Origin of the sequence: Nostoc sp. (assembly GCF_036917815.1) — a bacterium.
GTDB lineage: Bacteria > Cyanobacteriota > Cyanobacteriia > Cyanobacteriales > Nostocaceae > Nostoc.
Genome location: NZ_JBALEK010000058.1, coordinates 33,522 through 45,621, shown reverse-complemented (window position 1 = coordinate 45,621; position 12,100 = coordinate 33,522). Strand labels below are relative to the sequence as shown.

The 12,100-nt window shown below is 39.2% G+C and carries 13 protein-coding genes; 9 read left to right on the top strand and 4 right to left on the bottom strand.

The features are described from left to right. Positions 1-7 precede the first annotated feature (7 nt). From ureA to V7K97_RS17505, 4 genes are read left to right on the top strand one after another with little or no spacing between them, the layout of a single operon-like run. Positions 8-310 carry an urease subunit gamma gene (ureA, locus tag V7K97_RS17520; protein WP_265274331.1) on the top strand — a complete coding sequence of 101 codons (303 nt, stop codon included), beginning with the start codon at positions 8-10 and terminating at the stop codon, positions 308-310. 54 nt (positions 311-364) lie between these two features. Then, positions 365-1,546 carry an AAA family ATPase gene (locus tag V7K97_RS17515; protein WP_334802287.1) on the top strand — a complete coding sequence of 394 codons (1,182 nt, stop codon included), beginning with the start codon at positions 365-367 and terminating at the stop codon, positions 1,544-1,546. Continuing rightward, positions 1,543-2,199 (top strand): DUF4276 family protein, encoded by a 657-nt coding sequence (locus V7K97_RS17510; RefSeq protein ID WP_334802286.1) that lies wholly within the window; start codon positions 1,543-1,545, stop codon positions 2,197-2,199. Before V7K97_RS17515 ends, V7K97_RS17510 begins: the two co-directional genes overlap by 4 nt. Positions 2,200-2,216: 17 nt before the next feature. Continuing rightward, positions 2,217-2,528 carry an urease subunit beta gene (locus tag V7K97_RS17505; protein ID WP_334802285.1) on the top strand — a complete coding sequence of 104 codons (312 nt, stop codon included), beginning with the start codon at positions 2,217-2,219 and terminating at the stop codon, positions 2,526-2,528. Between the two features lie 44 nt (positions 2,529-2,572). On the opposite strand, the gene V7K97_RS17500 is transcribed toward V7K97_RS17505, so the two are convergent. Continuing rightward, positions 2,573-3,322, bottom strand: a complete 750-nt coding sequence (locus tag V7K97_RS17500) for a hypothetical protein (RefSeq protein ID WP_334802284.1) — start codon at positions 3,320-3,322, stop codon at positions 2,573-2,575. Further along, positions 3,319-4,443, bottom strand: coding sequence for an AAA family ATPase (locus V7K97_RS17495; protein WP_334802283.1), 1,125 nt, complete (start codon positions 4,441-4,443; stop codon positions 3,319-3,321). Before V7K97_RS17495 ends, V7K97_RS17500 begins: the two co-directional genes overlap by 4 nt. A gap of 200 nt (positions 4,444-4,643) precedes the next feature. Between V7K97_RS17495 and ureC the strand changes: the two genes are divergently transcribed. From ureC to V7K97_RS32090, 3 genes are all read left to right on the top strand, one after another. After that, positions 4,644-6,359, top strand: a complete 1,716-nt coding sequence (ureC, locus tag V7K97_RS17490) for an urease subunit alpha (RefSeq protein ID WP_334802282.1) — start codon at positions 4,644-4,646, stop codon at positions 6,357-6,359. Between the two features lie 3 nt (positions 6,360-6,362). Continuing rightward, positions 6,363-7,322 carry a transposase gene (locus tag V7K97_RS17485; protein WP_334802281.1) on the top strand — a complete coding sequence of 320 codons (960 nt, stop codon included), beginning with the start codon at positions 6,363-6,365 and terminating at the stop codon, positions 7,320-7,322. 120 nt (positions 7,323-7,442) lie between these two features. Next, positions 7,443-7,586 carry a hypothetical protein gene (locus tag V7K97_RS32090; protein ID WP_335152118.1) on the top strand — a complete coding sequence of 48 codons (144 nt, stop codon included), beginning with the start codon at positions 7,443-7,445 and terminating at the stop codon, positions 7,584-7,586. A gap of 529 nt (positions 7,587-8,115) precedes the next feature. On the opposite strand, the gene V7K97_RS17480 is transcribed toward V7K97_RS32090, so the two are convergent. Further along, entirely contained in the window at positions 8,116-8,526 is a 411-nt protein-coding gene (locus tag V7K97_RS17480; protein WP_334802280.1) for a S1 family peptidase, read from the bottom strand. 9 nt (positions 8,527-8,535) lie between these two features. Then, on the bottom strand, positions 8,536-8,880 hold the full coding sequence (locus V7K97_RS17475) for a CU044_2847 family protein (protein WP_334802279.1): 345 nt from the start codon (positions 8,878-8,880) through the stop codon (positions 8,536-8,538). A 185-nt stretch (positions 8,881-9,065) separates the two neighbouring features. Here V7K97_RS17475 and V7K97_RS17470 point away from each other — a divergent pair, with 185 nt between their 5' ends. Both V7K97_RS17470 and V7K97_RS17465 read left to right on the top strand, forming a co-directional pair. Beyond that, positions 9,066-10,184, top strand: a complete 1,119-nt coding sequence (locus V7K97_RS17470) for a hybrid sensor histidine kinase/response regulator (RefSeq protein WP_334802278.1) — start codon at positions 9,066-9,068, stop codon at positions 10,182-10,184. A gap of 346 nt (positions 10,185-10,530) precedes the next feature. Continuing rightward, complete coding sequence (locus tag V7K97_RS17465; RefSeq protein ID WP_334802331.1) at positions 10,531-12,066, top strand: ArnT family glycosyltransferase; 1,536 nt, start codon at positions 10,531-10,533, stop codon at positions 12,064-12,066. Positions 12,067-12,100 lie beyond the last annotated feature (34 nt).

The following is a 12,100-nucleotide window of genomic DNA, read 5'->3' as shown; positions in this document are numbered from 1 at the left end:
GAGAGGAATGCAACTTACGCCGCAGGAAAAAGATAAGTTATTGATTTTTACTGCTGCTTTATTAGCAGAAAGACGTAAAGGAAGGGGTTTAAAACTGAATTATCCCGAAGCTGTTGCTTATATTTCTGCTGCTATTTTAGAAGGGGCGAGAGATGGGCAAACTGTAGCTGAATTAATGAGTTATGGTACAACTCTATTGACGCGGGATGATGTCATGGAAGGGATATCAGAAATGGTGCATGAAGTGCAGGTTGAAGCAACTTTTCCTGATGGTACAAAGTTAGTAACAGTACATAATCCAATTCGTTAATGAAAAAGAACTTAATATAGTAAAAATAGAGATAAGGCAAATAGAGGTAACGAAATGGTATCACCATACCGATTAACATCAGTCAAAATTCAGGGTTATCGACCTTTTAGAAATTTTGAAGCGCCATTACAACCATTAGAAATTATTGTTGGTGCTAATGGTGCTGGAAAATCTAGTTTGTTTGAATTTCTGAGATTTTTACGAGAAAGTTTATCTCAAGATATACCAGCAGAAATAGTTCCTGATTCTATTGGTCAACAGATTTTTCATATTCCAGGACCAGCTAAGTTTGAATGGGATATAGAAATTGATACAGGTCGTCCAGTTGGGATTAGATATTTAGGGGAACTCATGGGGCCTGTTGGTCGAACTCAAGTTTCCTATGAACGTGTAGAATCATCTAAACCTTTTAGTGATAAATACACTAATCCATATATATATATGGATATTAAAGGTAATAAAGGTGTTGTTCAAGACCCTGACACCAAAAAATTTGCACAGCAAGAGATTGCGCTAAAGCGGCCTAATCAGCTTGCTTTAAGTGTAATGACAAATCCATCACTTGAGGATTTATATAACTTACGTGAATATATTCGTGATTGGAAGTTTTATAGTTCTTTTAATATAGCAAATTATAAAATACGCAAATCAGTTCCGATTGAACAAGAACCTGTTTTACGTGAAGATGCAGGAAATTTAAGTTCAATTTTGCATTACTTAATGACTGAGCATAGATCAGCATTTGATGAACTACAACAACACTTGCGTTCTGTGGTTCCTGGTTTTAAAGGTTTGACAGTAAAAGCTCGTGGTGGGCCAGGAGAAGTGATAGCTTTTTGGCAAGAATCAGGAATTGATCAAGACCTTAGCCTTGCTGATTTATCAGATGGTATTCTACGCCTAATTTGTTGGATTTGTCTTTGTGTGCAGCCAAATCCACCTTCTTTAATTTGTATCGACGAACCAGATCAAGGCGTTCATCCTCGAACCCTTCCTGTTCTTGCTGGTTTATTTGAAAAAGCTTCTGAACGTACCCAAATTTTCTTGGCTACTCATGCTTCTTACTTCCTCACTCAATTTGACATATCTCAAATTGCTGTACTCAGAAAAGAAAATGGGGAAGCAAAGTTTATTAAACCTGGAAATTCTCAAGTTTTAATAGATATGCTTGATGATTTTGGCTCAGATGAAATAGAACAGTTACACCGTAGTGATCAATTGGAGCGGCTGCCATGAGAGTTTTGATTTATGTAGAAGGTCCATCTGATAAGTTAGCAATGGAAGCATTATTAGCAAGTTTAATTGATGATAAATCTCAACAAGGTATCAGCATTAAATTTTTTTCTGTTAAAGGAAGTGATAATAGTAAAGGAGGGGATGCTAAAAAAGACTTAGTGACAAAGACTCCAATAGCAGCAATCGATATTATCTGCAATCCGCCAGATTCAATAGTAGTAGTCATGCCAGACCTGTATCCCAAAAACAAGGGTTTTGAACATGAAACAGTTCAAGAGCTAGAAAATGGTATTCTAAATAATTTTAATCAAGCACTACAGTCTAAGGGAATTAATGATAATCGCTTAAGAGAACGTTTTAAATTTTTTTGCTTTAAACATGATTTAGAAGCATTAATTTTAGCTGCTGAATCCCAATTAAGAAGTGTACTTGGTGTTAATTCTCTGAATGTAACATGGACAAGACCAGTTGAAGATCAAAATCATAATGTTCCACCTAAAAACATTGTAGAGGGAATTTTTAGAAAATGTGGCAAAAAATATAAAGGTACTGTAGATGCACCAAGAATATTAGGAAATGCTAGATATCAAGATATTGCAGAACAATGTCCTCAAGGTTTTGGGCTTTTTGTCGATTTCTTAGAAAATATTTAAATTGGGAAAAATAAGTTATGATTCCTGGGGAATTTATCATACCAGAAGGTGAAATTGAACTGAATGTTGGTCGTCAAACTGTAAAATTACAAGTGTCAAATACAGGCGATCGCCCCATACAAGTCGGTTCCCACTATCACTTTTATGAAGTTAACACCGCCTTAAATTTTGACAGAGAACAAGCACGAGGAATGCGCCTCGATATCCCCGCCGGAACCGCAGTTCGCTTTGAACCAGGCGACGAAAAAGAAATAACTATAATCCCTCTCGTTGGTAGTCGCCAAGTCTACGGCTTCAACAGCAAAATTAACGGACATTTAGATACTTAAAATCATTCGATGCTATTCTAATTAAACTAGGTAGGGAATAAATGCTACGTACCGGCGATTGAGTTAGCAACTACCGTTGTAGCCGCAATTAAATGTTGTGAGAAAGTAGCATATCCATTCGGACAACGATTTTTGATAATTGCTAAATCAATCTCAAAAGCAAGTTTCCATCGAATTTGTAGAGGGCGTTGATTGCTACTATTTTCAGAGAGATATGTTGATTGTGCGATCGCATTTTCTAAAATACCTTTTCCACCATCTAATTCTTCTAAATTTTCCAGAGGTTCAAGCTCTACACCTAAAATGCTTGATACTGTTTGAGTGTCTGCCAATAACCACAGTTCAAAATTTTTAATCGCTAAACCTCCTGCACTGCGATCGCTAATTTTTTGCTCGCTAACATCCAGGTGATTATCACGGATTTTATTTAAAGCCCGTTCCAAGTCAATTTGCCTTTGGTGAAGCTTATCATCTGCATCAACTACAATTAGGATCATATCAACTTCTTCAGGTTTCCACGCAATAATCACCTGTGCTAAATATTTTGGATCTAAAATTGAGTATCCTACACGCCGTTTAAAGACTCGACTCTCGCTGATGGATGGATGTCTTTGTACAAAATCACAATCAGGCAATCCCAAATTATTAATTTCTCGTCTGATTATGGTATGAAGTGCCCCTTCTCTATCTCTTTCAATAACTTTTCCACCATCTTCTGGTTTAATATAGGGAATACTTGCTCCGAGTTCTGCTTCTCCCTCAGCAATTAGCCCAATACGAATCGCCCGATTCATACCGGATTACCTCCAAACACATTCGTAAACCAAAGTTCACCTAATGCTCCATCATAAGCTTCTAGGGCTTTTTGGAAGCGTTCCGAATCAATGGGTAAGGCATGAATTTGAGTTTTACCTTCGGTGTCTAACTCAACAGCACGCACTTGGTGAGGTTCGACATAATTTAGCAAAACTGGAGAATGAGTTGTGATTAATACTTGAACAGGTTTACCTGTAATCCCCTCTGTAGAAATTATTTGCAATAATTCCATCATTTTGTGTAACAACCAAGGATGAACTCCGTTTTCTATCTCTTCAAAACAAATAATACTGGGGGTATTTTCTTGATAAAGTGCGGTTAGAAATGCCAAAATTCTAAGTGTACCATCAGATATATCCGAAGCAGGGATATGATGTTCAGAATATCTGTCGATTAATTCCAGTAAAAAAGTTCTATCTTCTCTACGCAGTAAAGAAATTCTCTGTATATTAGGAACAAGCCGTGTCAAACGTTCCTCCAACTCATCAAAACTTTTACGATTACTCAGCAAAATATCAGCTAGAGCATCAACAATTCCCTGTCCTGTTTTATCTATTCCACTAGTTGATGGAATATTATTAGAGAGACTAATTGGGGCAAAATCATAAATACTAACTTTTTTGACTGCCTTGGCTACATGAGAATTCAAATAATTATCAGAAATTAAAATTTTTCTTAGTTCCAGTGTATACTGATTACTTGCACTAATTAAATTTCCGTAATAGTCTAGTCTACTAATAGAGACTATTCGCTGCGGATAATCAATATGAATTGATATATCATTGAATTCTTGGCTTTCTCGATTTGAGTCTGTATCCACTTCAAAGAAAAGATAATCTTGCTTACCCTGCCAGAATTTTGATTCAATTTTCTGCTGGTTTGTACTTGTAGCTATTAAAGACTGAGCGAAAAAAGGTATTAATTCCTGAGCATTGATATTAATTATTAATCTTTCCAAAAAATTAGATAATACAAATAAAGCTTCACAAATATTCGACTTTCCCGAACCATTCGGTCCAATAAATACAGTTAATGGTTCTAAATCAACTTCGATATCAAAGAGGCTCTTGTAGTGCTGAACTCTCAGTTTAGATAACATTCTACCTCAGTTTTATATCTGCCTATGTTCCCAATATCATTCTAGATTTTCGCGGTTATAAATTCGCTTTAACTACCATTAAAATTTATTTCACTACATCTACGGTTACAACAAAATTATAAATTTATACAAAATTTCCTCTGAATATCTCTAAACTTGCTCAAAAATAATCAAAGTAACACCACCCCAGGAGTAGCATTATGCCTTACAGAATGGATCGCCGCGCCTACGCCGAAACTTATGGGCCAACAGTAGGCGATCGCATCCGACTTGCAGACACAGAATTATTTATTGAAGTTGAACAAGATTTCACCACTTACGGCGATGAAGTAAAATTCGGCGGCGGTAAAGTTATCCGCGATGGGATGGGACAATCCCCCATTTCTAACGCCGATGGTGCTGTAGATTTAGTAATTACTAATGCCTTAATTCTCGATTGGTGGGGAATTGTCAAAGCAGATATCGGCATTAAAGATGGCAAGATTTTCAAAATTGGTAAAGCCGGAAATCCTTATATTCAAGACAATGTAGATATTATTATCGGCCCCGGAACTGAAGCCTTAGCAGGGGAAGGAATGATTCTCACTGCTGGCGGTATCGATGCCCATATTCATTTTATTTGCCCCCAACAAATTGAAGTGGCGATCGCTTCTGGTATTACCACGATGATCGGCGGCGGTACTGGGCCAGCTACAGGTACAAACGCCACTACCTGCACCCCCGGTCCTTGGAATATTTACCGAATGCTGCAAGCTGCTGATGCTTTTCCTGTCAACTTAGGATTTTTGGGTAAAGGTAACACCAGTCAACCCCAAGGACTTGTCGAACAAGTAGCCGCCGGTGCAATGGGGTTAAAACTACATGAAGACTGGGGAACCACACCCGCAGCAATTGATACTTGCCTCAGCGTTGCCGATGCTTATGATGTGCAAGTAGCGATTCATACCGATACCCTGAATGAAGCCGGATTTGTGGAAGATACGATCGCAGCTTTTAAGAATCGTACCATCCACACCTACCACACTGAAGGCGCAGGTGGTGGACACGCACCAGATATTATCAAAGTTTGTGGCCAAGCCAACGTTCTGCCATCTTCTACCAACCCCACACGTCCTTACACCGTCAATACCTTAGATGAACACCTGGATATGTTGATGGTATGCCATCACCTCGACCCTGCGATCGCTGAAGATGTTGCTTTTGCCGAATCTCGCATCCGCCGGGAAACCATTGCTGCTGAAGACATTTTGCACGACTTAGGCGCATTTAGCATGATTTCTTCTGATTCCCAGGCGATGGGAAGGGTAGGCGAAGTGATAATTCGTACCTGGCAGACATCTCACAAAATGAAGGTGCAACGAGGAAGTCTTAATCCACAAGGAATAGAGCAAAAAGCAGACAATTTTAGGGCAAAAAGATATGTTGCTAAGTATACAATTAACCCTGCGATCGCTCACGGAATTGCTCAATATGTGGGTTCAGTGGAAGAGGGAAAATTAGCCGATTTATGTTTGTGGCGTCCGGCATTTTTTGGCGTGAAACCAGAGATAGTGATTAAAGGCGGAATGATTGCATGGGCGCAAATGGGCGATGCTAACGCCAGTATTCCCACACCGCAACCCGTTTATATGCGACCGATGTTTGGTAGTTTTGCCGGGGCGCGTCATGCCACATCATTAACTTTTGTTTCCCAAGCAGCTTTAGAGAAAGAAATTCCCAGCCAGCTAGGTTTACAAAAGGCAGCAGTTGCAGTTTCTGGAACACGCCAATTGAGTAAGCGGGATATGAAGCTGAATGACGCACTACCCCACATTGAAGTAGATCCAGAAACATACCAAGTTAGGGCTGATGGAGAGTTGCTGATTTGTGAACCTGCGACAGTTTTACCAATGGCACAGAGGTACTTTTTGTTTTAATTCATGACCGAGCAACTTACTGATTACGATAGTCCTTGGAAAGAAGTCATTGAGCTATATTTTCCCCGCTTTCTAGAATTCTTTTTCACCCAAGCTTATGCCGAAATCGACTGGACGCGACCTTATGAATTTCTGGATACAGAACTGCAACAGCTAGAACCGGATGCAGAAATTGGGCGGCGTTTAGTCGATAAAGTTGCAAAAGTTTGGCTACTGGATGGAGAGGAAGCTTGGGTATTGGTTCATGTTGAAGTCCAAGGGCAATATGACAGCCAATTTGCCGAACGGATGTACACATATAATTACCGCTTATTTGACCGCCATAAAAAGCGAGTGATTAGTTTAGCAGTTTTAGCAGATGAACAAGCAAATTGGCGACCTTCCAGCTACAGCTATCAACTGGGCGGATGTCGTGTCAGCTTAGAGTTTCCTGTGGCGAAACTGTTGGACTATGAGCAAGGGTGGGAAACCCTAGAGCAAACAACCAATCCCTTTGGTGTAATTGTGATGGCGCATCTCAAGACCAAGGCAACGCAACGAAATCCACAAAATCGGCTACAGTGGAAACTAAGCCTAGTTAGACGGCTGTACGAACGGGGATATAGCCGGGAAGATATTCGGGAATTATTTCGGTTTATCGACTGGATAATGGTTTTGCCAAAAGAGTTGGCACTTAGTTTTAAAACAGAAGTAAGAAGTTACGAGGAGGCAGATAGAATGCGGTACGTAACTAGTATTGAAAGGCTAGCAAAAGAAGAAGGAATTGTTGAAACTGCTAGAGAAAGCATCATTACAGTCCTAGAAACAAGGTTTGGAGAAGTGTCAAGCTCCATTGTCGAAGTTATCAATAGGATAGAAGAACCATCTGTACTCAAAATACTTCATAAAAGCGCGATCGCTATTCCTTCCACAGCAGAATTTCAGCAAGCCCTAGATAGTCTCAACTCTGGGAAATCAGCGTAGATATAGAGAGGCTTATTGCTAGATATCGCTCTTAAAGATGAGTGTGAAGTTTCCCTCATCGATTTTCTGTCTTGAAGTTACGATCGATATAGTTAAACGTTGTATCTGATATAGAAAATCATGCTACCTTTTAAGAAAAAAATTGTGACTGATGAAACCATGCGTCCGGTAGCAGTGTTAATTGATTATCAGGACTGGCAGCAAATTGAGAAGATATTAGAAGCTCATCAATCACAACAAAAACAAGAGTTTAATTTAAACTAGTATGCGGGTGTAATTCAACTAACTCAAGACCCTTTGGAATATCAGCAGCAAATTAGGGATGAGTGGTGTTAACACAACCTTTAATTTTGATAGATACAAATGTAGTATTGTATTTTTTGGGTGGCCGTTTGGTAAACCCATTGCCATCAGGACAATATTTTATTTCAGTAATTACTGAGATTGAATTACTCTCTTATCCGAGTATCAGTCTAGAATAAAAAACACAAATTATTGATTTTGAGTTTAATCTTTTGTTTAGAGCCTAAGCATTAGCACTTTTTAAAAGCTAAAATCAAAGTGCAGCATTCTATATTCAACTCATGATGACTCCGAAATTAATGATTGAACCTTCATACTGGTTGGAAACAGGAATCAAACTAGACAAAGTAAATAATCTTAATCTTTTTAAATTTACCGAGGATCTGCAAGGGCGTTCAGATCATCTGCTAGAACGAAGCAAATCTGGATTAATCACGCCAGAAGAAAAAGCTGAGTTAGATGGTATATCTGAGTTGGCGCAGATTTTTACCTACGCTAATTCCGTTTTAGCGGCTGAATCAACATGGTTTCCAACTCCATCCGAGAAATCGTCGGTGAAAGAGCAAAATACCTCTGCGAATATTGTCACTCCCCAGAATCGCCCATAACCAATTGAGCGAAATTGATTTCCTGGCGCAAAAGTTGGCGATAAGGGTACACCTTGACCTTGATAATTGGATAATTGCAATATAGCGAAATCATCACGGGTGCGATCGCCTAAATAAACCAACTCAACCCCTTGCCCATTGACTCGGACTTTTTCCCAACCCCCTGCCGACTCAACTACATGGGCGCAGGTGAGTAAATGTCCTTTGGGTGAGATAAAAAAGCCCGTGCCTTGGATGTAACCTTCTGGGGTAGCGATCGCCACGGTACAAGCTTTAACTAATTCCCAATTCATGAAAACTTATTACTTGTTTTCTTCTGATGCCAGTTTCCAAGTTATTTTCACCTTCAGTGATGCCTGTCCAGTAGATTCGACCACATAAACCGAGCCTTTGGCGGTAAAATTCACGCCAAACTCAACTTCTCCGCTTACGGGTTGTGATTCTTCCTGCAAGGTACGAAACGCCTTTGTAATTGGGCGACACCCGCGAACAATCAATTCCTTAACTGCATCGAAGTTAGCCTCTATTTTTTCTATAGGTAACTCACCAATGGGCGATACACGACCTACTGATGCATCTGGTAGCTCAATTGCTACCAAAATCGTGCCACCATCTTCTGTATTCAGTTCTAGAAGTTTACGAGCCATAATTTAATTAGCTAGTGGCTATATCTAAAAAAGTAAGTAAAGTTGTTTTTAAAATAAATTTATATAAATTTATAGATAAACAATTTTTTTAATCAAGTATATCTCCGGGTAATTTATAACAAAACTATACCAATAAATCAGTTAGTCTTACAAAAAGTTACTTTGCTCTCATCCCTTGCATCTATATGACTTCACAATCTTCTCGCTCTGACAAAATTCTGGTTGTCGATGACTCTCCTGATAACGTGTTTTTGATCAAAACTATTTTGGAGGAAGAAGGTTACACCATTAGCACCGCCGAAAATGGGATTTCGGCCTTGGCAGAATTGAAAGCTTCTCCTTGTGATTTGGTTCTGCTGGATCTAATGATGCCAGGTATGGACGGGTACGAAGTCACCAAGCATATTCGCAAAGAGATGAAATTGCCGCAATACATCCCCATCTTGCTAATCACTGCCCACGATGCGCCCAACGTCGCCCACGGTTTAGACTTGGGTGCTGATGATTTTATCCGTAAACCTGTAACAGTAGATGAATTATTGGCACGAGTGCGATCGCTCCTGCGCTTGAAGCATAGTATGGATGAACGTGATGAAATTGCCCGCCAGCGAGAAGATTTTGTCTCCCGCCTCACCCATGATTTACGCACTCCCTTGGTAGCCGCCGATCGCATGTTAATGCTATTTCAGCAAGGTGCTTTGGGAACATTATCAGCGCAAATGCAGGAAGTAATCGCCATCATGGCGCGTAGCAATATCAACCTGCTTTCTATGGTCAATACCTTATTGGAAGTTTATCGTTTTGAAGCTGGCCGCAAAACTTTGGCATTTCAACCAGTTAATCTGGGGCGATTGCTAGAGGAGGTGACTGGAGAATTAGCACCCTTAGCTCAAGATAAAGCACTGTCCCTAAATTTAGATTTTATTGAAGAGTCAAACACAGTGATGGGCGATCGCTTAGAATTGCATCGTCTATTCACCAACCTCATAGGCAATGCGATCAAATTTACTGACTCTGGTTCTGTGACTATTGGTTTTACTTCTCAACACCAGGTTGACAGTGAAAAATCCAATTCTGTTGATTACATTAGAATTGAAATAGCGGATACAGGTCTAGGTATTCCCCCTGAAGAACAAGCCACCATATTTGAACGATTTCGCCAAGGCAGCCACAAGAGTTCCGGTAGTGGCTTAGGACTGTACCTTGCTCGTCGAATTGTCGAGGCACATCAAGGTATTATTCTGCTTAATTCCCAGTTGGGCAAAGGTAGTGTATTTATTGTGCTTCTACCCACCCAAACATGAGAAAATTAGTAATTATAAATTGTAGAGTTTCTTATCCTGATAATTCATAACTTTACTACTATCTAAAGATAATTTAAAGTAAATATTTAAATTAGAAAATTAAACCCTAAAAATTCACGAATAAGCTGTCGCGCTTTTAAGTTCAGCAAATATTTTCTGGTTGATTGAGTACGCTAACTCTAGTTTATAAAAAGATTTAGAGGTAAAAAGCAAAATATATGCAGAAGCAGGTATTTTAGAATCGCACCACATAAACACCTTTTAAAAAAGTAACCAAACTCCCATTGCATAATCTGGGGTACAATACCGCCTTAAAGCCGTTGAGATGATTATCCCGATTTTAGATATGCGTCTATTCCAAGAAAAAGAATGGTTATTTAGCTTACTGGTAATATCTCTAATTCTATGGCTGATATTTTTAGGAAACTCCCCTTTACGAGATTGGGATGAAGGTACTTATGCTTTAGTCGCCAGAGAAATTTACCGTACTGGTAACTGGCTTTATCCCACTCTTCAGGGAGAACCATTTTTATTAAAACCGCCTTTGATGCAATGGTTAATTGCTTGCTGCTACTACTTAGGAGGAGTCCAAGAGCTTACCACACGCTTACCTGGTGCGGTTTTAACTGCCTTGGGAGTGCCTTTGCTTTACTTGGTGGGGCGTTTGGCTTTTAAGCAAAGTTTACCGGCTCTATTTGCTGCTTTAGTTTACTTGACAATGTTGCCTGTGGTGCGTCATGGACGATTAGCAATGTTAGATGGAATGACTATTTCTTTTTTCTTGCTGTTGTTGTTTTGTCTTTTGAAAGCACGTCAGAACCGAAAATATGCTCTAGGCGTGGGATTTTGTCTGGGGTTAATTATTCTGACAAAGGGGATGATAGTTTTCCTGTTGGGGGCGATCGCCTGTTTATTTCTCCTTGCAGATCGACAATTTGCTTTGTTAAAAAGTCCCTATCTTTGGGTGGGAATTTTGTTAGGAAATACTCCGGCGATCGCTTGGTATACTGCCCAATGGCAACGCTATGGTAATACCTTCTTAGAAGTACATTTTCAAGCACAAGCTTTTGATCGCCTTATGCAACCTGTTGAAGGTAATAGCGGGCCGGTTTGGTACTATTTATTAGAATTACTCAAATATGGTTTTCCCTGGCTGTTATTTTTACCTGGAGGGCTTTATCTAGCCTGGAAAAAACGTCATGAAAGTTGGGGTTCTCTAGTTCTATTGGGGACAATTATTTACTTGGGAACTATTTCTTTTATGAGAACTAAACTACCCTGGTATGTCATGCCTGTATATCCATTTTTAGCTTTGGCAATAGGTGCTAATTTGAGCGAAGTTTGGCAGAATCGTCATTTTAGAGTGCGGAGTTGGACAATATTTTTGGCTATTATTTCTCTTGCTGGTTTAGGAGGTTGTGTTTACTTTTTTATTAAGAAACAGCCTGTTTTGATAGTCATGAGCATTGTTTTGGCAATAAGTATGAGTATAGCAGCATGGCTAATTAAACAGCGCGATCGCAACTTTATTCCAGTGTTATTTATAGGGATGTATTTAGTTATAGGGCTGTTGGTAAGTTCGCAATCTTGGATTTGGGAATTAAAGGAAGCTTTTCCAGTTAAACCAGTAGCAGACTTAATTCGGGCAAATGTCTCACCAGGAACAACAGTTTATACCTCATTTCCTTATAACCGTCCTAGTTTAGATTTTTATAGCGATCGCAAAGTAGTTTCTGCTTCTATTGCTGTTTTAAAAGAACTATCTAATAATAAATCTTATTTATTACTAGATAATACGACTTTACAGCAAATAACTTTATCTAAATATAAGGTTCTAGGCACTGCTGATAAATTTACTCTGATATCACCATCAAATAAGTAATACGTGATAGTAAGTTTTTGAACATTTTGTAAAA